Below are 25,927 nucleotides of genomic sequence, written 5' to 3'. Positions count from 1 at the left end.
ACAGTCAGTTACAAAATTTACCCGCAGTGTGGCACGACGTAAAGCACGCGCAGGTAGACTCCTTTACTGAATGCGGCTGTTCGGTGGATACTTCACTCGACTAAAACTCTCGCACCCGGCTCGTTACCGGGGTTTGTATACGCATTTGAGGTAGCCGGTTGCCGCGCCACGAAGGGAACAACATGAAGGGAGGGGTTTGGCCGAATGTGCGCCTGAGCGTCATTGCACTGGCAGTTGCCGGTACGCTCGCAGGCTCACTGGGACCAACGCTCGCCCACGCCCAGCCTTCCGCCGACAGAGCTGCGAGCGAACGCGCGCCGCGCCTGGGTAACGCCAGAGCAAACCGCCACAGCCCGAACGCCGACCATCCCGCATCTGACGTGATTTTGCGCACCGCAGTTCCCCCCGATCTTGATCAACGTCGTCGCGACGGTCATATGACGCCCGACGAACGGCGTCTGTTACGGCAGCATATCGAAGACGCTGTCCGCGAACTCTATAAGCGTTAGCCATTTTTGTGCCTGCTCTTCGCGCACCGCCCCTTTCCGCCGCTTGCGTGAAAGATTTCGTTTCATTTCTCCGTCAACTTTCCCGTCTGCTCTGCCGTTGAATCGCCAGAGCGCTGAGCGCATTGCTTTGCGCCATGTTTTTCCACGATGTCTCGCCAACCCGGATGATCGATGATGAAATGGCCGACAGGTAATCGCGGGCGATGGATGGCAGTCACTGTTACAACGATTGCCGCTGCTACGTGGGGTTCGTCGGTGCTGGCGGCGGCTTCTGCTTCTGCCGTGCAACCGGAAGCGCGCCATGCGGTGCGCGTGAGACATCATGTCGCGGCGTCGGCATCCGGTGCTTTCGCGGACCAACAAGATCTGCTCGACGCCGACGACGCGCGCTTCTTCCTCACTCGCGTCGGCTTTGCGCCGGATAACGCCGAGCTCGCACCTTATGTCGGGCTCACGCGCGAACAGGCCGTCGACAAAGTACTCGCCACTACCCGAACCGAAGCGGTGACGCCGCTGCCGGAATGGGTGCTGGAACCCATCCCTGATCGCGAGATCCGCAAAGGATGGACCGTCGACCAGCGTCGCGACGACCAGCGTCAACGAGGGCAGCGTTACGAAGCATTACGCGCATGGTGGGTGCGTGAGATGCTCGTCACGCCTTCGCCGCTGACCGAGCGCATGACGCTCTTCTGGCACAACCATTTCACGTCCGGGCAGGACAAGGTCGAGTTCCCGCAACTGATGGCGCAGCAGAACATGCTGTTGCGCCGGGACGCGCTCGGCAACTTCGGCGAGTTGCTGCACGATGTCGCCAAAGACCCGGCGATGCTGCATTACCTCGACGGCGCGAGCAATCGCAAGGGCAAGCCGAACGAGAATTTCGCGCGTGAAGTGATGGAGCTGTTCACGCTCGGCGAAGGACATTACACGCAGCAGGACGTTGCGGAAGCCGCGCGTGCCTACACGGGCTGGAGTCTCGATCCGGATACCGACGCGTATGTGTGGCGCGCCAATCAACACGACGACGGCAACAAAACCGTGCTCGGCGAGAGCGGACCGTTCGACGGCGATCAGGTGCTCGACATTCTGCTTGCGCGCCCTGAAACCGCCACCTTCGTTACGACCAAACTGTGGCGCGAGTTCGTCTCCGACACGCCCGATCCCGCCCGCATCGCGCCGATCGCCGCGCAGTTCCGCGCAAGTCATTACGACATCAAGGTCGCGCTGCATGCGCTGTTTCTGAGCGACGCATTCTGGCAGGACGACGATCGCGGCGTACTCGTGAAATCGCCGGCGGAATTCGTGGTCGGCACGTTGCGCGCGTTCGATATCGGCTATGACAACGCCGCGCCGTTTGCCGCGCAGATTCGCACGCTCGGCGAGAACCTGTTCTATCCGCCCAACGTCAAAGGATGGCCCGGCGGCACGACATGGATCAACAGTTCGACGCTGCTCGCCCGCAAGCAATTCGTCGAGCAACTGTTTCGCGCGACGGAAATGGCCGGTCCGAAACGTGTAAGCAACATGATGAGTGGCGCTGCGGCGAGCGTGCCGGCGAGTTCATCGGCGAATTCGCCGCTGCAGCGTGTGGCGGCGCCGCGCGCCGGTCAAACGGGACGGCCCGGCCAGGGTGGCGTACGCTTCGATATCGACTCGTGGCTCACGCATTACAACACCGCGCCGACTGCGAAGCCCGGGCTCTCGGCGGAGCTTCAGATGCAGCATGCGGTTTTGCCGCTCGCGCCCGTCGATGCGATCGACACCGATTCGACCGCCAGCGCCTATCTGCAAGCGTTGCTGATGGACCCGGCTTACCAGCTCAAATGAACCGCCGGGTAAGCGCCCAAACAACAGAACGAGGTGCAGCATGAAACGACGCAACTTCCTTTCGCTCGGCGCGGCTGCCGGCGCGACGCTGTGGCTGCCGCGCGCGTTCGGCGCCGAGATGCTGCAGGCCGCGCATGGGTCGGCGGGGCCGCTCGAGCGGGGCTACGGCAATCTGCTGATTCTCGTCGAATTGAAAGGTGGCAACGACGGCCTGAACACGGTGATTCCGTTTGCCGATCCTGCTTACTATCAGTTGCGCAAGAACATCGGCGTCAAACGCGAACAGGCGATTCAACTCGATGAACGCACGGCGCTGCATCCGTCGTTGCAGCCGCTGATGCCGCTGTGGCAGAGCCGGCAGTTGGCGATCGTGCAGGGCGTGAGCTATGCGCAGCCGAACCTGTCGCATTTCCGCTCGATCGAAATCTGGGACACCGCATCGCGCTCGGATCAATATCTGCGCGAAGGCTGGTTGTCGCGCGCGTTTGCGCAGACGCCGGTGCCCGCTGGTTTCGTCGCGGATGGCGTGGTGATCGGCAGCGCCGAAATTGGACCGCTCGCGAACGGCGCGCGCGCGATTGCGCTCGTCAATCCGGCGCAATTCGTGAAAGCTTCGCGGCTCGTCACACCGGTGTCGTTGCATGAACGCAATCCGGAGCTCGCACATATTCTCGACGTCGAGAACGATATCGTGAAGGCCGCCGATCGCCTGCGTCCCACGCAAGCTGACGCGCAATTGAAGACGGTGTTTCCCGGCGGCGCGTTCGGCACGTCGATCAAAACGGCGATGCAGGTGCTTGCCGCCAGCGACGCGCCGAAGAGCCGCGCATCGGCGGCCGCGCCACGGGCGCAGCCGGACAGCGGGCAGGGCGTCGCGGTGATCCGTCTCACGCTGAACGGTTTCGACACGCATCAGAACCAGTCCGGTCAGCAGGCCGCGTTGCTCAAGCAACTGGCCGAAGGCTTTGCGTCGATGAAGTCGGCGCTCGTCGAGCTTGGCCGCTGGGACGACACGCTGGTGATGACGTACGCCGAATTCGGCCGGCGTCCGCGTGAAAATCAGAGCAATGGCACCGATCACGGCACCGTCGCGCCGCATTTCGTGATGGGCGGGCGAGTGAAAGGCGGCTTGTATGGCGTGCCGCCGGTGCTTGCGCGGCTCGACGGCAATGGCAACTTGCCGGTTGGCGTCGACTTCCGGCAGCTTTATGCGACTGTGCTCGGGCCTTGGTGGGGGCTGGATTCGTCGGCGATTCTGCAGCAGCGCTTCGAGCCTTTGCCGTTGCTGCGTGTGTGACGGGCAGGCCTGCCCGTCGAGGCGAGCGCTGTCTTGCTCATCGCGCGCGCCACGCAATCCACAGCTTGCGAATCGGCGTCAAACCGATTTGTTGGTGCAACACGTGATAGCCATCGCGTTCGATCTCGTCGAGCAGCGCTAACGCAAGCGCGACGTGCGCGATCAACGTGCGTTGCGTGCGACGCTCGTTAGCCGGTATCGCGCCGACTGCTACCGTCAACGCGTCACGTGCGCGCTTCGTTTCGAAGCGCATGAGTTCGGTGAACCCGTCGGTGTATTTGCGGTTGATCAGGTCGGCGGCGGGCACATTGAAGCGCTGCATTTCGTCGACTGGAATATAGATGCGGCCGTGGCGCGCATCGTTGCCGGTTTCGACCACGAACTGCGCGAGCATCAATGCCTCGCCGAGCGGCGCAGCCCAGTTCGACGCCTGCGCTTTGTCTTTCGCGCTCGCGCGAGCCACTAGCCCCGCGAAGGCGCCGCCGACGCTTTGTATATAGCGGCGCAGATTCGGGTAGTCGAGATAGCGCGCCTGGTCCAAGTCCATTTCAAAGCCGCCGAGCAGCGCCTGCAACGCGGGATATTCAGCTTTGACGTCGGGCAGATAGGCGGCCAGCGCGTTGGACACGGGATGCGATGGCGAGCCGCCAGCCAGCGACGCGAGTTCGTTTTGCCACCACGCGAGTTTTGTCCGGCCGATGGCCGGATCGCTCGTTTCCTTGACGGTTTCTTCGAGTTCGCGGCGCAGTGCGAACAGCGCGGTCAACAACGGCTGGCTGGCTGCGGGAGACTGCCGAAGCGCATAGTAAGTGCTCGATCCGGGCGGCGCCGCTTTCTGCTGGCAGTATTCGTCGAAATTCACTGGATGGGTAGACGGGGAAGGGCAGGCGTAGAGGGGCACGGCGAGCGTGCGCTAAGCCAAAAATTGTAGCATCGACGCTCGTCGCGCAGATGCCGGGGAAAATGCCGACAAGCGCAGACAAGCGCGAATCAATCGGTTAGAATCTCGCGCTTACGCTTTCGGGCGCGTGATTTTGACGCGTTTGGAGGCGGACAGGACATCGGGCGAGACGGCGACGGCTGGCCCGGCTGCGAGGGTGGCGAAATTGGTAGACGCACCAGGTTTAGGTCCTGACGCCCGCAAGGGTGTAGGGGTTCGAGTCCCCTCCCTCGCACCAAAATGTCGTTAAGAATCAACGACTTAAGAATAAAATCTGTCAAAAATCTAGCCAGTTTTTGCCCTGTTTACGGCGGAAAAGACAGCAAATTTGCCAGCATTTTCGGCAAACTTTTCGACGGCCCGGTCGCCCGCCAGATCATCGGCGGACGGCATCCAGCGGCCATATACGCGGGCGATCATCGTCCAGTCAGCTTGCCCCATCTGTTTTGCCACCCATATCGGGTGTTCGCCGGCCGACAGCACCATCGAGGCGTAGGTGTGCCGCGTCTGGTATGGATTGCGATATCGCACGCCGGCGCGCTTCAAAGCTACGCGCCAGATCCGATGCGATCCTGAAATCGTTCGTGGGCGGACCTCAGGAATATCGGACCGTCAAGGTCGACAAGGAACGTCAACGGCTTGTGCTCGGCCAGCGCTTTGATGGCCGGCCGCAACAGTCGAGCGTCTCGACGACCGGCGGATGTTTTCGGGTATTCGGCTACGCCCTTGGCTTCGCGCGTCAGAACACTGCGGTATTCCTCGCGACCGACGCGACCGTTGAGCACGATCATGAGGCCGGCGACGCGTGCCAATTCAGAGACCTCTTGCATGGCGATGACCCGCTCGGGAAAGAGCGTGAAGCCGCCGTGCCGAGGCACTATTCTGGACGGCCACAGGGGCCCCGAACTGTGTTTGCAACACCTTCCTGTTTAGATTCGAGCCGATATCGCCGCTGCGCGAAATCTATTAATTTCCGCCGGCGGGTCCAGAACCCGATCGATAGATCAGCTCGCCGACGACTCTGACATACTCGAGTTCGTCGACGGAAATCTCACGATCCGGAAATTTCGTCGAGTTGTATGAGTTCAAGATAAGAGCGCCGCCTGGCCTCTTGAATATCCGTTTGACGAGCGGCTCGTCTTCGAAGTAGACAGCGTAAATTCCACCGTCGCGCACTCGGGTTTTCGTCGCGTCGATCATGAAGACGTCGCGGTTGAAGAGGAACGGCTCCATGCTGTCACCACGCACGACTAGCAGCCTGCAGTCTTTGGGATTCGAGCCCAACGCGCGGAAAAATGATCGATTGAACGGAAGAGCATGCTTCTCTCTCACTTCCCACTGAATCAAACCCGACCCCGCTGAAAATTGATAGTCGTAGCGATCGATCCAGACTCGCTCGGGGTCCTCGGGCAAATCGCTTTCCGCTTCCCAGGCGATAACGTTACCTTTGCCGTCAGGAAGCAAACGCTTAATTAAGTGGTCCCTTTGCTCAATGCTCGCGGCACTATCGTTGGACAAAGTGTGCCTGGACGCCTCGTTGTTATGTTCCGGGTCGCCGAGTGCGCGTATTTTGGCCGCAAGTTCTGGGCTGATGGCATCGCGTGAACTTCCAAGAAGTGTCGCGAATTTGGCCAGAACATCGATGTTCAGCGGAATGGCGCCACGAAGATACTGACTCAACGCGCTTTGCCCGAATCCGAGCAGATGTGCGGCGTCCGTCTGGGATGACGGTTCGCCTTTGCTCTTGCGTTCAGCCTGCCAGTTTTCGAAAAGCGAACGAAGCCGATTGGCGTCGGCCATCTGGTCGCGGGTCAGAGGTTTTGCTGGCATGGGCGAATAATATTAGTGTGCCTAATATTTTGCAAGCAGTATGACTGTTGACCATGATTAGAAGTCGGGCTACTATGGGTGCAACAAAAAAACGGCTCAAGCAAGCCGGGCGGTGGATGAAACAGGCGCAACAGGCTGCCGACGTAAACGCCGGTCGAACGGCCCGCGAATCGGAATGAGTTGAATCGACACATAAACTTCTTGTGAGCCAGGCGTCTTCTATCCTGGTTTGTAGTTCTTATCGGAGTCCATTTGGAAGCGATCACTTATAGCGGTCACGCTGGCCGAAGCGTGGCTGAAATCCAGCAGGACGCTTTTCACGTTTTTACCGTCGTTGACCTGTCAAGCAGGCAGGGCGACGGCTACCGTGTGAAGCTGGAGGTGGCGGCGTGAGCATCAAGATTCAGACGATGGTATGGGATCGCTACCCCGGCGAGGATCACGAGTTGTTGCTCGCGCTGAAGCTTGCCGATTTCTGCGATGACAACGGCGAGCATATCTTCCCGAGCATCGAAACGATGGCCGAGAAAACGCGCCGTTCGACGCGCGCGGTCCAGTACCAGATCCAGAGCATGGTAAAGATCGGCTGGCTGATCAAAGTGGCGAACTCCGGTGGTGGCCGTGGCCGGGCATGTGAATACCGTATTAGCGCTGACTGGATAAACGGTGCACACATTGCGTCTCTTTCTTCTGGCTCAAAGGGCGCAACGAATGCACCTGTTGAAAAGGATGCAACGGCGAGCAAAAAGGATGCAGCGGGCAGCACAATCGATGCAACGGATTTCGCTAAAGGGCGCAGTGGGTTGCACCTGATTCACCAGAAGTCACCAGAAGAACCGTCAGGGAACCATCAACCTGCGAAGCGTACGCCGCGAGTCGCATTGCATGCAGAACTTCTGAACATCGACCTGCCGGATACGATCCCGTTCGCCGTGTGGGATATGTGGTGTGAGCACCGCGAGGCGAAATCGAAAGATGCGCCGTGGACGCGCCCGGCAGCCCGCGTGTCGATCAAGAAGCTCGAGATGCTGGCAGCCGTTGGTCAGAGCCCTGAGGTCAGTGTCGAAGAGGCGGTGATACGCGGTTGGACTGGCCTGTTTCCTGTGAAGGCGCAGTCGCCGATTGCCGGCGGTGCGACCGCCTCGAACTGGCACGTCTCGACGGGCGGTGTTATCGAACGCGGCAAACAGCTCGGCGTAATTCAAAAGGATGGCGAAGTATTCATGCGGTTCAAGGCGCGCGTCGTCAAGGCGGCCGGCCCGGGGAAATGGATGGAGGCGATGTTGCGCGACGCGGCGCGCTTTGGCGATGAGCAATACGACGCCCTGTACAGCTACTTCAACGATATCTCGCGCGAGACAGTAAGCCGGACGGAGGTTGCGTGAACACCTGCCGCATCTGCAAAAACGCGCCCCTGATGTCGGGCCGCCCACGGACGTATTGCCTCGGCAACCGGAATGACGTTCATCCGCGAGATGGGTGCTTCGCACGTCGGCTGATGGCCCGCAATCCAGGTCCGATTCGCGGCGGGAGGTCGACATGACGAGCCGCGCGACTTCGCTGCGCTACCACGGTTGCACGACGACGGTCGGCACGGCACGCGTGCGCGAAGACATGACAGTAGGTCGTAGTTTCGCCGAACGTGAGTTGATGCGCCGAACCGGAAGTGCGCCGCACAGCACCTTTGACGAAGTCGCCGACGGCATTACGGCGGCAGTCGGGACGTCTGTCGCGGCTGCGACGCAGATTGGGCAGCCGACGCTGCGCGGGGTGGCTGTCAAACGTATCCAGAATCAGGGGCCGGAAGGCATCGACGGAGATCGATGAAATGCAGCGGTGCGACAAATATTCAGCCGGAGTGAACATGACGCTGGACCAAAGCCAACAAATCGAAGAAGTGCTGCTGAACTGGTACCGCTGGCAGATCCGCCAGTCGCATGCAGAATTGCTCGCTCACTATTACCGCTCCGAAGACCGCGCATGCCGTGACTATCAAACCCCGCTTGATGAGGACGAATTGACCGCGGAGGCCTACGAATGGGCTGACGACCAGCTCGCTATGCAAGTCGATACGGCCATGGACGACCTGTCGCACCGGGGAACATTGACGTCAGAGATGCGAGCGGCGATCAGCATCAGTCTGCGTAACAAGATGTCCGGCTGCTCTGTGTGGAGCACCTGTCGCTCTGACTCGCAGCACGCGACATATCAGGCCGCAAAAAAGCGCCTTTTGCCGATGTTGGTACTACGTGGCCTTATCAGGGAAGCTGAGACCGCTTCAAGCGTCGATTCGGCGGATTGCCAATAATACTTGCACTCCTAACCAAAATTAGGTAAATTTGTCGACGGGAAAATGCGTCCGAGAAACCCGCTAGTCGAAAGGCTGGCGGGTTTTTTTATGGGCGATCGCAGATCGACAGGAAAAATGCAGCGGGCGATCGATTCTGATTGCTGGCGTGTGTCGCGATAGCAAAACCAATAAATGCGTTTCACCGGAATGGTGACGCAAAGCAAAGCATAACGATTCCACCAACAAGCCGCCTTCGGGCGGCTTTTTTATGCCCAGGGCCCCATGGAAGCCAAAGACATGTTGACGATGCCCGATCCTGAATTTCGCGCACACGTTGTCGAGTACCTGGTTGCGCACGATGCGGCGATTGCAGAAAACACGAGGCTCACTCGAAAGGTTGAAGCGACTGCGGATCAGGTTGCAGAAGACACCGCGTTCATTCGCAACATCCTCGGTGACGTCGCGGCCGGCGCGCGGCTGATGTGTCGTCTCGCGGCCGCCTGGCGATTCTTTCTGAAGCAAATGTTCCTTCCGATCGGAATGCCATTTCTCGCGCTTTATGGCGTCTGGTATTACAGCGAATACCGCCGGTTTCCCGAGTGGCTTGCCGGTAGTTTCAAATTCCTGATGGCGGTGCTATGAATCTCACGCCGCAGATCATCGGCGCCGGCTGCGGCGCGACCCAGCAGCGCGCAGCGCTATGGGTTCAGCCCATCCAGTCGGCCTGCGACAAGTATCAAATCATGGAGCCACTCGACGTCGCCGCTTTCCTTGCAACGATCGGCGCCGAGTCCATGTATCTCGGGTACACGAAAGAGATATGGGGGCCGACGCAGGCGCAACTGTCGTACGAGCCATCATCGAAGAAGGCAACAGAACTCGGCAATACTCAGGCTGGCGATGGTCGTTTGTTTTGCGGCCGTGGCCTGATTCAGATCACCGGTCGGCGCAATTACACGCTCGCCGCAATCGGGCTCGATCTCGACCTGATCAACCATCCCGAGTTGCTCGAGCAACCGGCAAACGCCGCGATGTCGGCGGCCTGGTATTGGTTCAACAAAGACCTGAGCACGCTTGCCATCGCTGGCGATTTCCTCGGCGTATCGCGAGCGGTCAATGTCGGCAGCGCGACGTCGAGAGCGATGCCGAATGGCTGGGTTGGTCGCGTCGCGCTTTACGCATCTGCGAAGAAGGCGTTGGCGGCCGCTTAGCCACCGCGTGGACGCCGACGCTTATTCACGTCGCGAGCACTAGTCCTTAACAGTCCGAAGACTGTTTTTGCCCTTCACATTGGCGAAAAAGTACGGCGAGGAGAGCATTCAGTTCGCCGTCGCCGAAATCGTTCATCACCGGCAATAGGAGATTCCAACGCCGAAAACGAAGGCGCCCCGCAATCCGTTGCGTCGGCGCAGTAACACCTCTCGCCGCGATCGCGGCAACTCCGAAGGAAAAAATCCATGAAGAAGCTATTTGCCGCTTTAGCGGCAGGCGGAGCGCTGCAAGCTCTCTACGCATGCGGCGCGTCGGGCGTACCCGCAATCCAACCCCCTGCGCAGTTGCTGGCTACGCTCCAGGTGAAGGCGCAAAAGGTCTGCGCCGTCGGCGTGCCGCTTGTTGCGACGATGACCGCCATGAATTCGAATTTGTCGGCGCAGGCGCAGCGATACCTGGCCACGGCAGCGGAGACGATGAATGCGTCGTGCGTCACGCTCGCGAGTTCGAGCTCAGCGCCCTTGCCGGAGGCCGACATCATTGCGTTGATCGATGACGGCGTGCCGGCGCTGATCAAAGTGATTGGCGCGTCGAATTGGACGACGGATCAGAAGAGCGCAGCGCAAATCGCATTGACGGCAGCACAACTGGCTGTGTCGACCGCGCTTGCGGACTACGTTGCGACACCTTCGATGCCGCCGCCGTCAGCACCCGATCCCGCGAGTGGGGCAGCCGCATCGTGAGTGCGTTCGAAGACCTTATGAAAGTTTCGCTCGTGAGCGATTCGACGAACAGCGGCCGCGGCACCTGGCGGCTTCTGTCGCCGCTCGTATATCGTTCCGACATCGCCGGCATGACGTTGACGGTTCCGGCCGGCTTCGAGACCGACTTCGCTTCGGTGCCGCGCGTGTTTTTCGCATTCATGCTGGTCGGCGACACGGCCCACGAAGCGAGCGCGCTGCATGACTGGCTCTACACCGAGCACACGGTTTCACGCCAAATGGCGGATGCCGTTCTGCGCGAAGCAGCCCGTGCGTCAGGGGTCCCGGCATGGCGTGCGTGGCTTCTATGGGCAGGAGTACGAATCGGTGGCGGCGGCAAGCATTGGAATGGAGTCGCGGCAATGTAAATACACAAAAATTTCTCATCGCATCGCGTTGCTCACGGCAGATTTCATCTATAGAATACTGTATGGATATACAGTATTTAGAGCCCTGAATTGACGCTGTGATTCGTGGTGATTGATCTGTCTGTCCATACTTTTTGAAACCCTCAAATCGATCCGGGGTCCGGATCATCAAGGTACAAAATGACAACTGCATACATCGCATCAAACGCTGTTCCCATGGCTAAACTGCCCACAACGAATGGGGTTGTGCAAGCCTTTCTGGTCAACCAAAGCAATGTCGGCAATGCGACGTTCGCGCCGGACGGCCTCGCGCCGAGTCCGATTTTTGGCCTCGGCGGTCAGCAACTGCAGGGAAACGAAATCGTGCAGGGCGGTATCGCAACGCTCGTGTCTTATGTTGGTCCGCTGCTCAACTCGGGTGCGTTCTGCTGGGTGCTGGTGAGCTGCGAGGGTGGCGCGCTGCAAGTCGCTCCCGCCGGGCAACCGGATCAGGCTGTGCAACTGCAACAGATCGGCCACGGTCAATGCAGCCTGTCGGTTGCCAGCCCGACTTCGATCGCGCTCACGCCGCTGAACGGCAATAACCTGATCATCGGCGGCGTGCCGCAGCAAATTGCGGACGCTGGTGTGTCGGCTTCGAACAGCGGGCTTGCTGCGTCGACGTTCTATTACGTCTACGCGTCTTTCTCTGAAGGTGCCGTGGCGCTCCAGTTGGCGACCACCGGGTACGTGTTCGCGAAGGGCATCGCGGTGAAGTCCGGCGATTCGTCGCAAACGCTCGTCGGCGCGATTGCAACCGATGCGAGCTCGAACTTCGTGGACTCTGTGGAAAAGCGCTTCTGCCTGAGCTATTTCAATCGCCGCACCAAGAACCTGCTGGCGACGGTCCCGACCGTAACGTTTACCAATGAGACGATGGAAGAGGTGACGACCGCTGCGCGCGTCGAGTTCATCTCGTGGGCGGATGAGGCGGTTCAGACGTCGTCGACGGGGGAGATGTCGGCCAATCAGGACAGTACGTCGATCGTGTATCAGAACGCAATTGACGGCACTTTGCTCGGCGACCTCACGGGTACGTGGTTCCCTGGCGGTAACGCCGGCACTCCGATCGTGTCCACCAATGCTGCGAACGTGGCCGAAGGCAGCGTGCATTACGCTACCTTGCTGGCTACGGTTTCGGTGGGCACCGGTGCAGTGCTGCACGGGTACACGCGTGGTGTAATTCGCGGTTAAGTTATGGGGGCGGCCCGGATGATGCCGTCTGGGCCGCCCTGATATCTGCAGTTATGCGTTGAATGAAGACATACTTCGAAGTGAAGGCTTCACCGCTCTGGACGTGGAGAGTCGAATGTTGGAGGCGGGAATTGCGCGGGGCAAGTCAGCACTTTCGTTTCGCTCAGACGCCGGGCGGTTGCGATTGCGGGTCGTTACCCGGCAACTCGGCTTGCGCGGCGCCTTCGAGAAAGCGGCGGGTCGATTCGAACGCCTGCAGCATCTGATCCGGCCACGGCGTTTGGAGCATCACCGCCTGGTGGTTTTCGAATGCCGATGACAACAGTTTGACCAGCTCGGGTGAGCGCAGATGACGCAATAGCACGCTAACGGCTATTGCTGTCGCCTGGCTCGCGCCGGCGGTCTGGAGTTCCGAAGCGGTGAGGGCCGCTACCTGTTTGTTGATGTCCACTGAAGCTTCCTTGGATCAAAGAGGGGGATTGAAGGCTCGTGGCCGATCCGAATTTTGACATGGTTAACGGGGCAAGGCGCAGGCGACTGCGCTGCGCGAGCACGGGTGGTGTTCGTGCTGCGGGGAGCCCGACGTTCACGCGCATAGTCGCGCAAGATTGTCATGGTATTCTGCGCGCCGATCTTCGCCGTATCGCCAACGCTATATATAGCCGTATCGATCCGTGTTGCCGAACGGATTCTCGCCGACAAGACAATAAAAGAGGGGTGCGATGAGCGTGATATTCGCGGTGCTCGGTGCGGTGATCGGAATGATCTTCGCGCTGTCAAACGCTTTTCCGGTCAGCGTCGGCGCAGTGCTGGGCGCGCTTGCCGGTTTTGCCCTTGCGCAGTTGCGGAAGAAAAAGCCGCAGAACGCGGTGACGGGAATCCCTTCGACGCCTGCTGCAACCGAAGCATCGATAAGGCCCGAGGAGCTTGGCGCGCGCGTCGAGCGGCTGGAGCGCGAGATTGGCGTATTGCGCGATGAGCTTCGTCAGTTGCGCGCGGACGGCTTTGGCGAATCTGCGGCAGTCGGCGCCCACCCCGTCGCTTCCATGGCACCGAACGTTACCGTCGAGTCATTTGGCGCAATCTCGCCGCCGCTTTCCCGCGAATTCCCATCGCCGCGAACGCAGTCCGCGCCGCCTGCATCCCCGCCCCGCGGCCCCAATTTCGCCGAACGTCTGTTCAAAGCAGGCCGTGACTGGCTGGTCGGCGGCAACACGGTTGTGCGGGTCGGCATCGTCGTGCTGTTCTTCGGCATTGCGTTCCTGCTCAAATACGCGGCGGACAACAGTTTGCTGCCGATCGAATTCCGCCTGGCCGGGGTCGCGCTCGCGTCGGCGGCCCTGCTAGCGCTCGGCTGGCGCATCGGCGAGCGCCGCGGCGCGTACGGCCTGATCCTGCAAGGCGGTGGGGTCGGTGCGCTGTACCTGACCGTGTTCGCGGCGACGCGCCTTTACCACCTGCTACCGACCGGCGCGGCGCTCCCGCTGATGATCGCAATCTGCGCATTGAGCGCTTTTCTGGCGGTGCGGCAGAACGCTTCGTCGCTGGCCTTCATGGGCAGCGCGGGCGGATTTCTCGCGCCACTGTTGCTGTCCACAGGCGGCGGCAGTCACGTGATGCTGTTCAGCTACTACGCGTTGCTCAACGCGGGCATTTTCTCGATCGCGTGGTTCAAGGCGTGGCGTCCGCTGAATCTGCTTGGATTCGTGTTCACGTTCTCGATCGGCGCCGTGTGGGGCGTGACAGCCTACCGTCCTGAACTGCTCGCCAGCACCGAACCGTTTCTGATCCTGTTTTTCCTGATGTATGCCGGCATTGCGTTGCTCTATGCGGTGCGCCGCGAACTGGCGCTCAAGCATTACGTCGACGGCACGCTAGTGTTCGGCACGCCGCTCGTCACGATCGGTTTGCAAGCGGCGCTGATGAAGGGTACGGAATTCGGCCTCGCGTGGAGCGCGGTGGCTTTGGCCGCGTTCTACCTCGCGCTCGCTGCGTGGTTGACGCGCCGTCGCGAGCGTCTGGGCATGCTGTTCGAGGCGATGCTGGCGCTCGCCATTATCTTCGCGACGCTCGCCGTGCCGCTCGCCTTCACCGGACCGACGACGAGCGCGACCTGGGCGATCGAAGGCGCAGCCATCGCGTGGCTCGGCGTGCGTCAACGGCGGCTGGTGGCGTGCGGCTTCGGCCTGGTCTTGCAAGTCGCGGCGGCGGGCGCTTTCGTCATCGACACGTTCACGTATTTCGATTACGCCAACGCGTGGCCCGTGCTGAACGGCCCCTATCTCGCGGCGCTGCTGATCGCGTCGGCGGCCATCTTCACGGGATGGCGCCTGCACGGCCGCGGCGAAGCGGGCGAGTGGCACGCATGGCTGCCGCGACTCGGCATCGCCGCCGCCGTGTGGGGACTGCTGTGGTGGCTCGGGAGCGGGCTCAACGAGATCGATGTATTTACGCATGCTCGTCTCGTCGGTAATCACGAGCGCTTCGAGATTGCCGCGGTCGCGCTTTTCGCTCTGCTGTCCGCGTGGCTCGCGCACGGCGCGCGTCGCACGCTGCGCTGGCCGCTCGCGGAACTGCCGGCGTTGGCGCTGGTGCCGAGCCTCGCGCTGCTGACAGCGAACCTGTGCGTGTTGAATGAAGCGCCGCTAAGCGGTTACGGCTGGCTGGTGTGCGCGTTCGTCACGCCAGGCGCTTACATGCTGTTGTGGCGCCAGCAGCGTGATGTCGGCGATCGTGTGCTCGCGCCCTTGCACACGCTGATGTTCTGGACGGCTGCCGCGCTCATCGCGCTGGAGGGCTTCTGGGGCCTGCGCGCCTATGTGCCGGAAGGCGCGTGGAGTTGGAGCGCGTGGGCCTATGGTTACGGCGTACTGCTGCTACTGCTGGCGGGTGCAGGGCAGCGTCTGCGCTGGCCGGTCGCGCGCTTCGTCCACGCATACCAGGTGTGGGCAGCCGCGCCGCTTGCCGTGTTGCTATGGCTATGGAGCATCGCCAGCGTGACGAACGACGGCAGCGCGGCGCCGCTCTTCTGGCTGCCGATCGTGAATCCACTCGACGTCGCGCAAATCCTCGTGTTCGTCGCGTGCGCGGTTTGGCTGCGACGCCTGCGCGCTGTGGGTGTTCGCTGGCCTGCACAGGTGCTCGACTACGCCGTGCCGGCCACGCTTTTCCTGTGGTTCAATGCATTGTTGCTGCGGACGCTGCATCATTGGACCGGCGTGCCGTATCGGCTCGACGCGCTATCGCACTCGATGCTCGTGCAGGCCTCCGTGTCGGTTTTCTGGACGGTCTGCGCGCTCGCCACGATGATCTGGGCGACGCGCCGGGCAGGCCGTTTGGTCTGGTTCGTCGGCGGCGCTCTACTGGGGGTGACCGTCGTCAAACTGTTCCTGTTCGATCTGTCGCATGTGACGGGTATCGAGCGGATCGTGTCATTCATCGGTATCGGTGTGATGTTGCTGCTGATCGGCTACTTCTCGCCGTTGCCGCCCAAAGTTGCAGTTCAGGAAGCCGAGCGATGAAGCGAGTTTTGACAACGGCCGGCTGGTGTATGGCGATTGCGTCGCTTGCACCCGGCTGGGCTGTGCCGGCGTCCGCCGAAACCGATCAGTTCGCGCAGCGCTTCACGCTCGAGGCCGAAGGCGGTGCTGCGTACTACAGCCTTGTACTGCCTTCGGTCGTGTATGCCGCGAGCCAGCGCAGCGATCTCGGCGACGTGCGCGTGTTCAACGGCGCTGGAGAACCCGTGCCGTTCTCGCTCGATACGCCGCGCGAGCCGCCTCGAACCCGGCCGGTGTTGCGCAGCGTGCAATGGTTTCCGCTGCGGCCGGCCGCGCCCGGCACGAACGCGAACGGGAGTGGCACGGCGACCCGCGGCGGGGCGCCGCTCGGCGTGACGATCGCAGCCGACGGCTCGTTGCGCGCCACCGCTGCGCCGCCGGATCGCGAGCAACACGACACGGATCTGATCGATCTGGGGCGCACCGCGCACGGTGCGGATCAGCCCGACGCACTGCTCGTACACATCCGAGACGACAACTATCAGGGCCGCGTCACGCTCGAATCGAGCGACGATTTGCGCACCTGGCAACCGGCCGGCGATTCGCAACTGCTGAAGGTCACCTACAACGGCAGCACGCTGAGCCAGGATCGCATCGCGCTCGACGGCGCGCATGCGCGTTATCTGCGTTTGCGCTGGCTCGACGGCGCGCCGTATATCGGTTCGGTCGAACTGGAAGTGCAGGCCGTCGGCGTCGTGAGTGCGCAACGCGCGGACACGGAGCGGGAATGGCGCGAAGGGATCGTGTCTCACACGGGTCCGAAACCCGGCGAATATTTTTTCTCGACGGGTGCCCCGTATCCCGTCGACCGGTTGCGCCTGAATTTGCCGCAACCGAATACCGTCGCGCCCGCGCTCGTCTATTCGCGCGCGAGTCTCGACGCACCGTGGCGGCAGGTGGCGGCCGCCACGCTGTACCGCCTGCATAACGGTGATGTGGAGCAGAGCAATCCATCGCTCGAACTCGCGGCGGATTCCGATCGCCAATGGCGGGTCGTCGTCGATACGCGTAACGGCGGGTTGGGAAGCGGCGTGCTCACCGTCGCGGCGGGTTGGCGTCCGGCGACGCTGACCTTCGTCGCGCGTGGGGAACCGCCGTTCACGCTGGCGGTGGGGAATGCGGCGGTGGCGTCGACGGCGGTGAGTCGCGACGCGTTGCTGATCGGCGCCTCGACGGTGGCGGCGACCGCGCGTCTCGGCACGGCGCAGGCCGTAGACGAAGACGTCGGTGCGTTGTCGATGACGCGAAACCCCGGCGCGCTGCGTCGCTATCTGTTGTGGGCGGCGCTGCTGTTAGCGGTGGGGTCGCTCGGGGCGATCGCTTGGCGGCTCGCTCGCGGCGCGCGGCCGCATGCCGATGCCGGTGCCGGTGCCGGTGGGGTTGCAGCGGCCGACGTTACCGACAATAACGTTCAAGGCAGCGGCAAGCCTTAACCGAACGGCAAGCCTTAACCGATCTCCCGTTCGCGGCATGTTGCAACCGCCGCGATTATTCGTCGCGCGCGGTCATCGTGTCGATGATCTTGTCGAGCGCGTTGCCGAAAGCGAGCTTTTCCTGCTCGTCGAGACAATCGAACAGATCGCCGTTCCATTTGCGCGCGATCGGCATCACCTTCCGATACAACTCGCGACCTTCCACGGTCAGCGAGACCAGCACGACCCGGCCGTCTTCCGTGCTGGGCTCCCGCTTCACGAGCCCCTGTTTGATCAGCGCTTCGGCGGCGCGGCTCGCCTGACTTTTGTCCAGATTCGCATGACGCGCGAGTTCCATGATCGAGAACGGTCCGAACGAACCTACAGACGCTATCACCCGCGCTTCGGGCAGCGTGATCCCGAGCTTGTCCTGATAGCGTTCGCCGATGCCACGTTCCGCAAGCTTGTTGAGGACATGCAGCCGGTACGTGAGGAACTGCTCGAGCCCTGCTTTGGCGGAGGCCTTCATGGTCTTCCCGTGATAAGTGAACGATCGTGGCGCTGTGATTGTTGCCGCAACCGTTGCCCGGGTCAACGCGCGCCGTATTTCAGGCGCGTGAGTTGTTCGGCTTCATCGGCAAGCAGGCGCGCGGCTTCGCGAATCGCGACTTCGAGCGTGATCGGACCGGGTGCCGGCGAGAAGCAGCCGCTGAAATATTCGGCGAGGCGCGGCAGTGCGGCGGAGTCGACTGCGCCGGACAGCAGTGTGGCCGGCACGCCTGCCGCCTGCGCGTGACGACAGGCGATGAACGGCGCCTTGCCGTGCAGCGTTTGCACGTCCGAACGGCCTTCGCCGGTGATCAGCCAGTTCGCGCCTTCGAGCGCCGCATCCAGCCCGATCTGTCGCGCGACGGTTTCCGCGCCCGGCTCGAACTGCGCGCCCAGCATATGCAACGCGAAGCCGAGGCCGCCCGCCGCGCCCGCGCCCGCCAGATCGCGAGCTGTGCGGCCGAGCGCGGCTTCGAGCAGATCCGCGAAGCGGGCGAGGGCGGCGTCGATCCCGGCGACCTGCTCGGGCTTCACGCCTTTTTGCGGGCCGAACACGGCGGTTGCGCCGTGCTCGCCAGTGAGCGGGTTGTCGACATCGGACATGCCGACAAACGAGGTGTCCGCGAGGCGTGCATCCAGTTGCGACACGTCGACACGGGCGACGCGCGCGAGTTGCTCGGGCGTCGCGTCGAGTTCGTTGTCTTGCGCGTCGAACAGCTTCAAACCCAGGCCGGCGAGCAGGCCGGCGCCGCCGTCGTTCGTGCTGCTGCCGCCGAGCGCGACGAAAAAGCGCCGCACGCCGGCGTCGAGCAATGCGCGGATCGCTTCGCCCATACCGCGCGTGCTGCGCGCTTCGACCGCCACTCCCATGCCGACCGGATCGGTAATGCCGACGATTTCCGCCGTTTCGATGATCGCGCTGCCGTTCGCGAGCAGGCCCGTGAGCGCGTTGCGCACCGGACCCGCCGCGCCGCGCACGCTCAACGTGCGGCGCTCGCCGCCGCTCGTGAGCATTGCGTCGAGTGTGCCTTCGCCGCCGTCGGCCATCGGGCAGATGCGCACCTCGGCGTCAGGCCGCGCACGGCGGATGCCGGCCGCGATCGCCTGTGCGACCTGTTCCGCGCTGAGCGAGCCTTTGAAGGAATCGGGAGCAATGACGACGACGGGCGAGGACGCGGAATTCGGCATAGTGTCTCTGGATAGTTGGAATCGTTGCGAGTGCGTGAAGGCCGGCGGGGAAGGCACGCGCAGCCTTGAACGCGACCGTTAGCTTAACAGCATGGCGGCGTCGGCTGAATATGTCGAACGGCATAGCTGGCATCGTCCGTTCGGCGGCGATCCGCACGGCGAGTGTGCTGACTCAGGCAGTCGGAGGCGTCGACGGATGCACCGGAAAGTGGCATCAATCAGGTCAAAAATTGACAGAAAACGGGACGAAAACGGATCGCAATGCGGTAAATCATCGAATCCCGGCTAAGCGCGCAAATAGTTTGCTAAAATATTCGGCTCTTTGGACTCAACCGTGCTGCCCGGCGGCCTGCAAGCCCGCGGCGCAGGCGCTTTCGATGCGCAGCGATGCAAAGCGACGTAGACGCTACAAGCGCGCAATCGCGCACGACGCATCGAAAAGCGGCACGGAGAAGATAACTGATTCGCTCGAATAATTTTAGGACGATTGAAGCCATGGCTAACGTTGTTGAGAACCTCGGCAAGCTCGAACGCCGCGTCACGATTTCCCTGCCGAAGGACGCCGTGCAGAAGGAAGTGGATTCGCGGATCCGTCAACTCGCAAAGAACGTGCGCATGCCGGGTTTTCGCCCGGGCAAGGTGCCGCTCAAGATGGTGACGCAACAGTACTCGGGCCAGGTGGAAGCCGAAGTGCTGAGCGACAAGGTCGGCAAGGAATTCTTCGACATCAGCCGCGCCGAAAACCTGCGCGTCGCCGGTCAGCCGAGCTTCGCGCCGAAGTCCGACGCTGTTGAAGGCGATTACGCGTTCGACGCGACGTTCGAGGTGTATCCGGAAGTGAAGCTGGGCGACGTCGCCACGGCTGAAATCGAACGCACCACCACCAGCATCAGCGAAGCGGAAATCGACCGCACGCTGGACATCCTGCGCAAGCAACGCGTGCATTTCCACGCACGCGGTGAATCCGGCGAGCACGGTGACGGCGGCGCGGACACCGCGGCGAAAGACGGCGATCGCGTAACGGTCGACTTCGTCGGCAAGATCGAAGGTGAAGTATTCCAGGGCGGCAGCGCAGACGACTTTGCATTCGTGCTCGGCGAAGGCCGCATGCTGCCGGAATTCGAAAAGGCAGCGCTCGGCCTGAAGGTCGGCGAGTCGAAGGAATTCGACCTGGCTTTCCCGGCCGATTACCACGGCAAGGACGTGGCGGGCAAAACGGCGCAGTTCACGATCACGATGAAGAAGATCGAGTGGCCGCACCTGCCGGAAATCGACGCTGACTTCGCGAAGTCGCTCGGTATCGAAGACGGTGATCTGACCAAGATGCGCGCCGAGATCAAAGACAATCTCGAACGCGAAGCCAAGCGCCGCACGCAAGCCATCGTCAAGAATCAGGTGATGGACGCGCTGCTGAAGATTTCGGAACTTGACGTGCCGAACGCGCTGATCGAACAGGATCAGGAGCGCCTCGTCGGGATGGCGCGTCAGGATCTGGAGCAACGCGGCGTGCCGAATGCCAAAGATGCACCGATCCCGGCTGAAATGTTCAAGGAGCAGGCCGAGCGTCGCGTGAAGCTGGGCCTCGTGCTGGCCGAACTGGTCAAGGCCAACGAACTGCAGGCAAAGCCGGAGCAGATCCGTGCGGAAGTCGACGAGTTCGCGAAAAGCTATGAAGACCCGAAGGAAGTCGTCCGCTGGTATTATTCGAACCAGCAACGTCTTGCTGAAATGGAAGCGTACGTCGTTGAAGCGAACGTCGTCGATTTCGTGCTCAGCAAGGCCAAGGTGACGGACAAGGAAGTAAGCTTCGAAGAACTGGCAAGCGCAACGGCGCAAGCGTAAGCGTTGTTGCAACGGCGTGCCGGCTGTCGGAGCGACGGCCCGCACGCCGTTTTTTTGTGCTGCGAATGTGCATGGCGTTTTGCACGATGTTGCACGGCGCCAGTGCACCGATCGCGCACTTGAATACCGGGTCGTCGACCACACCTGTCTAGCATCCAATATTTAGAATATTTCCAGACAAGGATCCATTGCATGACCTTTCGCGCCCAAATGCTGGACACGTTGACCTCCCAGTCGTCCCGGGATCTCGAAGCGCAGGCGCTCGGACTGGTGCCGATCGTCGTGGAAACGAGCGGCCGGGGCGAGCGCTCGTATGACATCTACTCGCGTCTGCTGAAAGAACGCATTGTGTTTCTGGTCGGCGAAGTGAACGACCAGACGGCGAATCTCGTCGTTGCGCAGATGCTGTTCCTCGAAAGCGAAAACCCGGACAAAGACATCAGTTTCTATATCAACAGCCCGGGCGGTTCGGTGTCGGCCGGTATGGCGATCTACGACACGATGCAGTTCATCAAGCCGGACGTCTCCACGCTGTGCATGGGTTTGGCGGCGAGCATGGGCGCGTTCCTGCTGGCGGCCGGTGCGAAGGGCAAGCGTTTTGCGCTGCCGAATTCGCGCGTGATGATTCACCAGCCGCTCGGCGGCGCGCGCGGCCAGGCGTCGGATATCGAAATTCAGGCGCGTGAAATCCTGTACCTGAAGGAGCGGCTGAATCATCTGCTCGCGCACCACACGGGCCAACCGGTCGAGCGTATCGCGCGCGACACCGACCGCGACAATTTCATGTCCGGCGACGACGCGCAAGCGTACGGTCTGGTTGACCAGGTGGCGCACAAGCGTCCTTGATCCGGTGCGGTTTTGCCCTTAAAACAGGGCGAGACCGTCGTCGAATCTGTTGTGAAATAATCAAGACTCGTCCGAGCGCCTGCGGCGAACGCCGTTATCCTGGCTCAAACCCTGCCGCGCCCAAACTGCGGGGCAGGGGCAAACGGCGTATTATGTAATCGAGTGTCCGGAGGCTCACACATCTATGGCGGACAAGAAAGGTTCTAACAGCGAAAAGCTGTTGTATTGCTCGTTTTGCGGCAAGAGCCAGCATGAAGTCAAGAAACTGATTGCCGGCCCGTCGGTGTTCATCTGCGATGAATGTATCGACCTGTGCAACGAAATCATCCGCGATGAAGCTGCAGGTGCGGGCATCGAGGCGGGCTTGTCCAAGTCCGATCTGCCGAGTCCGCAGGAAATCCGTGAAATTCTCGACCAGTATGTGATCGGTCAGGAACGCGCGAAGAAGATTCTCGCTGTCGCGGTGTACAACCACTACAAGCGCCTCAAGCATCTCGACAAGAAGGACGAGATCGAGCTGTCCAAGAGCAACATCCTGCTGATCGGCCCGACCGGTTCGGGCAAGACCTTGCTCGCGCAAACGCTCGCGCGCCTTCTGAACGTCCCGTTCGTGATTGCAGATGCAACCACGTTGACGGAAGCCGGCTATGTCGGTGAAGACGTCGAGAACATCATTCAGAAGCTGCTGCAAAACTGCAATTACGAAGTCGACAAGGCGCAGCGCGGCATTGTCTACATCGACGAAATCGACAAGATCAGCCGCAAGTCAGACAACCCGTCGATCACCCGCGACGTATCGGGCGAAGGCGTGCAGCAGGCGTTGTTGAAACTGGTGGAAGGCACGATGGCGTCGGTGCCCCCGCAAGGCGGTCGTAAGCATCCGAATCAGGACTTCATTCAGGTCGACACCACGAACATTCTGTTCATTTGCGGCGGCGCGTTCGACGGCCTTGAAAAGGTGATCGTCGATCGTACCGAGAAGACCGGCATCGGCTTCGGCGCAAGCGTGAAGAGCAAGCAGGACCGCGACGCGGGCGAAGTACTGCGCGAAGTGGAGCCGGAAGACCTGATCAAGTTCGGTCTGATTCCCGAACTGATCGGCCGTCTGCCGGTGGTGGCTACGCTCGGCAAGCTCGACGAAGTCGCGTTGATGAAGATTCTGGTCGAGCCGAAGAACGCTTTGGTGAAGCAATACCACAAACTGTTCAACATGGAGCGCGTCGAACTCGAGATTCGTCCGGCTGCGCTGCAGGCAGTGGCCCGCAAGGCGATTCGTCGCAAGACCGGCGCGCGCGGTTTGCGCTCCATTCTGGAACAGGCGTTACTCGACGTGATGTACGACTTGCCGCAAATGAAAGGCGTCAGCAAGGTCATCATCGACGACAACGTGATTGACGGCGACGGCAAACCGCTACTGATCTACGAAGACGCGCCGAAAGTCGCGGGTTCGAACTGATCGGCTTCAGGTTCAGCAAAAAAAGCCGTTCATGGCAACGTGAACGGCTTTTTTCGTTTATCGTGTGGTCAATAATGAAGCTTGTTTTCACAATGGAGTCACTGAACCTTCGGAGTCACTGAACTTTTCCCACACGCGGAGGCTTGCAATCTTTTCTGCTGGCCTCACCTATCGAACGAACTGATTCCACTCATGGGGAAATGAAATGTCAGGAACCCAACTCCTTCCGCCGGAACGCATTACGCTCCCGCTGCTCCCGCTGCGTGACGTAGTCGTCTTCCCGCACATGGTGATTCCGCTCTTCGTAGGCCGCCCGAAGTCGATCAAGGCTCTCGAAGCAGCGATGGAAGGCGGCAAGCACATCATGCTCGTCGCCCAGAAAACGGCTGCGAAAGATGAGCCGACCGAAAAGGACATGTACGAAGTAGGGTGTATCGCCAACATCCTGCAAATGCTCAAGCTACCCGACGGCACCGTGAAGGTGCTCGTCGAGGGTTTGCAACGCGCGAAAACGCTTTCCATCGAAGAACAGGAAACGCAGTTCTCGTGCGAAGTCATGCCGCTTGAACCCGACCACGCCGACAGCGCTGAAACCGAAGCGCTGCGCCGCGCGATCGTGTCGCAGTTCGACCAGTATGTGAAGCTGAACAAGAAGATCCCGCCGGAAATCCTGACGTCGCTGTCGGGTATCGACGAGGCTGGCCGTCTGGCTGACACGATCGCGGCGCATCTGCCGCTCAAGCTCGACCAGAAGCAGCACATCCTCGAAATGTTCCCGGTGATCGAGCGTCTCGAGCATCTGCTCGCGCAACTCGAAGCCGAGATCGACATCCTGCAGGTCGAAAAGCGCATCCGTGGGCGTGTCAAACGTCAGATGGAGAAGAGCCAGCGCGAGTACTACCTGAACGAACAGGTCAAGGCGATCCAGAAAGAACTCGGCGAAGGCGAAGAAGGTGCGGATCTCGAAGAACTCGAGAAGCGCATCACGGCTGCTCGCATGCCGAAGGAAGCCAAGAAGAAGGCCGACGCCGAGCTGAAGAAGCTCAAGCTGATGTCGCCGATGTCGGCTGAAGCGACCGTCGTGCGCAACTACATCGATACGCTGATCGGCTTGCCGTGGCGCAAGAAGAGCAAGGTCAACAACGACCTCTCGAATGCGGAACGCGTGCTCGACGAAGACCACTTCGGTCTCGAGAAGGTGAAGGAACGCATTCTCGAGTATCTCGCGGTCCAGCAGCGTGTCGACAAGGTGAAGGCGCCGATCCTGTGCCTGGTTGGGCCTCCGGGTGTCGGTAAGACGTCGCTGGGTCAGTCGATCGCTCGCGCGACGAACCGCAAGTTCGTGCGTATGGCGCTCGGCGGCGTGCGCGATGAAGCCGAGATTCGCGGCCATCGTCGTACGTATATCGGGTCGATGCCCGGCAAGATCCTGCAAAGCCTGACCAAGGTCGGCGTGCGCAATCCGCTCTTCCTGCTCGACGAAGTCGACAAGATGGGCCAGGATTTCCGCGGCGATCCCTCTTCTGCGTTGCTGGAAGTGCTCGATCCGGAACAGAACCATACGTTCGCCGACCACTACGTCGAAGTCGACTTCGATCTGTCGGACGTGATGTTCGTGGCGACGTCGAACTCGCTGAACATTCCGCCGCCGCTGCTCGACCGGATGGAAGTGATCCGTCTGTCGGGTTACACGGAAGACGAAAAAGTCAGCATCGCGCAACGTTATCTTTTGCCCAAGCAGAAGAAGAACAACGGCCTCAAGGAAGGTGAGGTCGATGTGACGGAAACCGCGATCCGCGACATCATTCGTTACTACACGCGTGAAGCGGGCGTACGTTCGCTCGAGCGTGAAATTTCGAAGATCTGCCGCAAGGTCGTGAAGATGCTTCTGCTGAAAAAGGCAGAAGGCGCGGTGAAGGTCGACGGCAGCAATCTCGACACGTTCCTCGGTGTGCGCAAGTACGACTTCGGTCTGGCCGCGAAGGAAAATCAGGTTGGCCAGGTCACGGGTCTCGCGTGGACGGAAGTGGGTGGCGATCTGCTGACCATCGAAGCCGCGGTGATGCCGGGTAAGGGCAACGTGATTCGTACGGGTTCGCTCGGCGATGTGATGAAGGAATCGGTCGAGGCAGCGCGCTCGGTGGTTCGTTCGCGTTCACGTCGTCTGGGTGTCAAGGACGAAGCGTTCGAGAAGCGGGACATTCACATTCACGTGCCGGAAGGCGCGACGCCGAAGGACGGTCCGTCCGCCGGTATCGCGATGACGACCGCGCTGGTGTCGGTGTTGACCGGTATTCCGGTTCGTGCCGATGTCGCGATGACGGGCGAAATCACGTTGCGTGGCGAAGTTCTGCCGATCGGCGGCCTGAAGGAAAAACTGCTGGCGGCGCATCGCGGCGGTATCAAGCTCGTGCTGATCCCGGAAGAAAACGTCAAGGACTTGACGGAGATTCCGGACAACGTGAAGAACGCGATCGAAATCGTGCCGGTCCGCTGGATCGACAAGGTGCTCGAACTCGCGCTCGAACGTGTGCCTCAAGCACTGCCGGAAGAAGAGCCGAAGCCTGCTGCACCGGTGGCGGCAACGGAACCAGGCAAAGACGGCGCCGCTACGGAAGTCGTGAAGCATTAACGCGACTCAGTAGCAAAGCGTTTGTCGAAAAAACCCGCGGCTTCGGCCGCGGGTTTTTTTACGCCTGTGAGATCCGTCGTAGCGCATTGAATCCGGACTATCCCAACTTTTGGACGCGGCGCCTTCGTCGCTCCAAACCGTTTGTGCATGAAGCGATGATTTGCAAGATTTGGTC

General features: G+C 61.1%; 27 protein-coding genes and 1 tRNA gene. 20 read left to right on the top strand and 8 right to left on the bottom strand.

Annotated elements, in window-relative coordinates; translation table 11 throughout:
- The first annotated feature begins 182 nt into the window (after positions 1-182).
- Positions 183-509 (top strand): hypothetical protein, encoded by a 327-nt coding sequence (locus PQQ51_RS15190; RefSeq protein WP_408497602.1) that lies wholly within the window; start codon positions 183-185, stop codon positions 507-509.
- Here the strand turns inward: PQQ51_RS15190 and PQQ51_RS15185 are convergent.
- Positions 462-632: a hypothetical protein gene (locus tag PQQ51_RS15185; RefSeq protein ID WP_408497660.1), complete on the bottom strand. Its 171-nt coding sequence runs from the start codon at positions 630-632 to the stop codon at positions 462-464. The genes PQQ51_RS15190 and PQQ51_RS15185 overlap by 48 nt on opposite strands.
- 84 nt (positions 633-716) lie before the next feature.
- Between PQQ51_RS15185 and PQQ51_RS15180 the strand changes: the two genes are divergently transcribed.
- Both PQQ51_RS15180 and PQQ51_RS15175 read left to right on the top strand, forming a co-directional pair.
- A complete protein-coding gene (locus PQQ51_RS15180; protein WP_408497601.1) occupies positions 717-2,336 on the top strand; it encodes a DUF1800 domain-containing protein in 1,620 nt (539 codons plus the stop codon).
- A gap of 40 nt (positions 2,337-2,376) precedes the next feature.
- Positions 2,377-3,633, top strand: a complete 1,257-nt coding sequence (locus PQQ51_RS15175) for a DUF1501 domain-containing protein (protein WP_408497600.1) — start codon at positions 2,377-2,379, stop codon at positions 3,631-3,633.
- Between the two features lie 37 nt (positions 3,634-3,670).
- Here the strand turns inward: PQQ51_RS15175 and PQQ51_RS15170 are convergent, their stop codons facing one another.
- Positions 3,671-4,495 carry a squalene/phytoene synthase family protein gene (locus tag PQQ51_RS15170; protein ID WP_408497599.1) on the bottom strand — a complete coding sequence of 275 codons (825 nt, stop codon included), beginning with the start codon at positions 4,493-4,495 and terminating at the stop codon, positions 3,671-3,673.
- A gap of 229 nt (positions 4,496-4,724) precedes the next feature.
- Between PQQ51_RS15170 and PQQ51_RS15165 the strand changes: the two genes are divergently transcribed.
- A tRNA-Leu gene (locus PQQ51_RS15165) sits at positions 4,725-4,811 on the top strand.
- A 47-nt stretch (positions 4,812-4,858) separates the two neighbouring features.
- Here PQQ51_RS15165 and PQQ51_RS15160 read toward each other — a convergent pair.
- From PQQ51_RS15160 to PQQ51_RS15150, 3 genes are all read right to left on the bottom strand, one after another.
- Positions 4,859-5,119: a site-specific integrase gene (locus PQQ51_RS15160; RefSeq protein ID WP_408497598.1), complete on the bottom strand. Its 261-nt coding sequence runs from the start codon at positions 5,117-5,119 to the stop codon at positions 4,859-4,861.
- A gap of 2 nt (positions 5,120-5,121) precedes the next feature.
- Complete coding sequence (locus tag PQQ51_RS15155) at positions 5,122-5,403, bottom strand: hypothetical protein (protein WP_408497597.1); 282 nt, start codon at positions 5,401-5,403, stop codon at positions 5,122-5,124.
- 136 nt (positions 5,404-5,539) lie between these two features.
- Positions 5,540-6,373: a LexA family transcriptional regulator gene (locus tag PQQ51_RS15150; protein WP_408497596.1), complete on the bottom strand. Its 834-nt coding sequence runs from the start codon at positions 6,371-6,373 to the stop codon at positions 5,540-5,542.
- Positions 6,374-6,655: 282 nt separating this feature from the next.
- Between PQQ51_RS15150 and PQQ51_RS15145 the strand changes: the two genes are divergently transcribed.
- The 9 genes from PQQ51_RS15145 to PQQ51_RS15105 all read left to right on the top strand — a co-directional run bounded on the left by PQQ51_RS15145 (position 6,656) and on the right by PQQ51_RS15105 (position 12,267).
- The gene (locus PQQ51_RS15145; protein WP_408497595.1) at positions 6,656-6,796 is read left to right on the top strand and encodes a hypothetical protein; all 141 of its coding nucleotides are present in this window, start codon (positions 6,656-6,658) and stop codon (positions 6,794-6,796) included.
- The gene (locus PQQ51_RS15140) at positions 6,793-7,788 is read left to right on the top strand and encodes a phage replication initiator YdaU family protein (protein ID WP_408497594.1); all 996 of its coding nucleotides are present in this window, start codon (positions 6,793-6,795) and stop codon (positions 7,786-7,788) included. The genes PQQ51_RS15145 and PQQ51_RS15140 overlap by 4 nt, the downstream gene beginning before the upstream one ends.
- A 154-nt stretch (positions 7,789-7,942) precedes the next feature.
- Complete coding sequence (locus PQQ51_RS15135; RefSeq protein ID WP_408497593.1) at positions 7,943-8,230, top strand: hypothetical protein; 288 nt, start codon at positions 7,943-7,945, stop codon at positions 8,228-8,230.
- 37 nt (positions 8,231-8,267) lie between these two features.
- Positions 8,268-8,711 carry a hypothetical protein gene (locus tag PQQ51_RS15130; protein WP_408497592.1) on the top strand — a complete coding sequence of 148 codons (444 nt, stop codon included), beginning with the start codon at positions 8,268-8,270 and terminating at the stop codon, positions 8,709-8,711.
- Between the two features lie 264 nt (positions 8,712-8,975).
- Positions 8,976-9,335, top strand: coding sequence for a hypothetical protein (locus tag PQQ51_RS15125; RefSeq protein WP_408497591.1), 360 nt, complete (start codon positions 8,976-8,978; stop codon positions 9,333-9,335).
- Positions 9,332-9,904 carry a glycoside hydrolase family 19 protein gene (locus PQQ51_RS15120; RefSeq protein ID WP_408497590.1) on the top strand — a complete coding sequence of 191 codons (573 nt, stop codon included), beginning with the start codon at positions 9,332-9,334 and terminating at the stop codon, positions 9,902-9,904. Before PQQ51_RS15125 ends, PQQ51_RS15120 begins: the two co-directional genes overlap by 4 nt.
- 246 nt (positions 9,905-10,150) lie before the next feature.
- The gene (locus tag PQQ51_RS15115) at positions 10,151-10,648 is read left to right on the top strand and encodes a hypothetical protein (RefSeq protein WP_408497589.1); all 498 of its coding nucleotides are present in this window, start codon (positions 10,151-10,153) and stop codon (positions 10,646-10,648) included.
- A gap of 17 nt (positions 10,649-10,665) precedes the next feature.
- Entirely contained in the window at positions 10,666-11,034 is a 369-nt protein-coding gene (locus PQQ51_RS15110) for a DUF1353 domain-containing protein (RefSeq protein ID WP_408497588.1), read from the top strand.
- A 216-nt stretch (positions 11,035-11,250) separates the two neighbouring features.
- Complete coding sequence (locus tag PQQ51_RS15105) at positions 11,251-12,267, top strand: hypothetical protein (protein WP_408497587.1); 1,017 nt, start codon at positions 11,251-11,253, stop codon at positions 12,265-12,267.
- A 163-nt stretch (positions 12,268-12,430) separates the two neighbouring features.
- On the opposite strand, the gene PQQ51_RS15100 is transcribed toward PQQ51_RS15105, so the two are convergent.
- The gene (locus tag PQQ51_RS15100; protein WP_408497586.1) at positions 12,431-12,718 is read right to left on the bottom strand and encodes a hypothetical protein; all 288 of its coding nucleotides are present in this window, start codon (positions 12,716-12,718) and stop codon (positions 12,431-12,433) included.
- A gap of 271 nt (positions 12,719-12,989) precedes the next feature.
- Between PQQ51_RS15100 and PQQ51_RS15095 the strand changes: the two genes are divergently transcribed.
- Positions 12,990-15,788, top strand: coding sequence for a DUF2339 domain-containing protein (locus PQQ51_RS15095; RefSeq protein WP_408497585.1), 2,799 nt, complete (start codon positions 12,990-12,992; stop codon positions 15,786-15,788).
- Positions 15,785-17,260: a DUF3999 domain-containing protein gene (locus tag PQQ51_RS15090; protein ID WP_408497584.1), complete on the top strand. Its 1,476-nt coding sequence runs from the start codon at positions 15,785-15,787 to the stop codon at positions 17,258-17,260. The genes PQQ51_RS15095 and PQQ51_RS15090 overlap by 4 nt, the downstream gene beginning before the upstream one ends.
- 55 nt (positions 17,261-17,315) lie before the next feature.
- On the opposite strand, the gene PQQ51_RS15085 is transcribed toward PQQ51_RS15090, so the two are convergent.
- Positions 17,316-17,768 carry a MarR family winged helix-turn-helix transcriptional regulator gene (locus PQQ51_RS15085; RefSeq protein ID WP_408497583.1) on the bottom strand — a complete coding sequence of 151 codons (453 nt, stop codon included), beginning with the start codon at positions 17,766-17,768 and terminating at the stop codon, positions 17,316-17,318.
- Between the two features lie 62 nt (positions 17,769-17,830).
- Complete coding sequence (locus PQQ51_RS15080; RefSeq protein ID WP_408497582.1) at positions 17,831-18,976, bottom strand: glycerate kinase; 1,146 nt, start codon at positions 18,974-18,976, stop codon at positions 17,831-17,833.
- Between the two features lie 65 nt (positions 18,977-19,041).
- Between PQQ51_RS15080 and PQQ51_RS15075 the strand changes: the two genes are divergently transcribed.
- The 5 genes from PQQ51_RS15075 (at position 19,042) to lon (ending at position 25,752) form a co-directional block, all read left to right on the top strand.
- Positions 19,042-19,452, top strand: a complete 411-nt coding sequence (locus PQQ51_RS15075) for a hypothetical protein (RefSeq protein ID WP_408497581.1) — start codon at positions 19,042-19,044, stop codon at positions 19,450-19,452.
- Positions 19,453-19,471: 19 nt separating this feature from the next.
- Positions 19,472-20,818, top strand: coding sequence for a trigger factor (gene tig / locus PQQ51_RS15070; protein ID WP_408497580.1), 1,347 nt, complete (start codon positions 19,472-19,474; stop codon positions 20,816-20,818).
- 192 nt (positions 20,819-21,010) lie between these two features.
- Positions 21,011-21,664 (top strand): ATP-dependent Clp endopeptidase proteolytic subunit ClpP, encoded by a 654-nt coding sequence (clpP, locus tag PQQ51_RS15065; protein WP_007182010.1) that lies wholly within the window; start codon positions 21,011-21,013, stop codon positions 21,662-21,664.
- Positions 21,665-21,848: 184 nt separating this feature from the next.
- Positions 21,849-23,120, top strand: a complete 1,272-nt coding sequence (clpX, locus tag PQQ51_RS15060; RefSeq protein WP_007182009.1) for an ATP-dependent Clp protease ATP-binding subunit ClpX — start codon at positions 21,849-21,851, stop codon at positions 23,118-23,120.
- A gap of 205 nt (positions 23,121-23,325) precedes the next feature.
- Entirely contained in the window at positions 23,326-25,752 is a 2,427-nt protein-coding gene (lon, locus tag PQQ51_RS15055) for an endopeptidase La (protein ID WP_408497579.1), read from the top strand.
- The last annotated feature ends 175 nt before the right edge of the window (positions 25,753-25,927 follow it).

This window comes from Paraburkholderia xenovorans, assembly GCF_046030735.1.
Classification (GTDB): domain Bacteria; phylum Pseudomonadota; class Gammaproteobacteria; order Burkholderiales; family Burkholderiaceae; genus Paraburkholderia; species Paraburkholderia xenovorans_A.
This window is presented reverse-complemented; position numbering and strand designations above follow the sequence as displayed.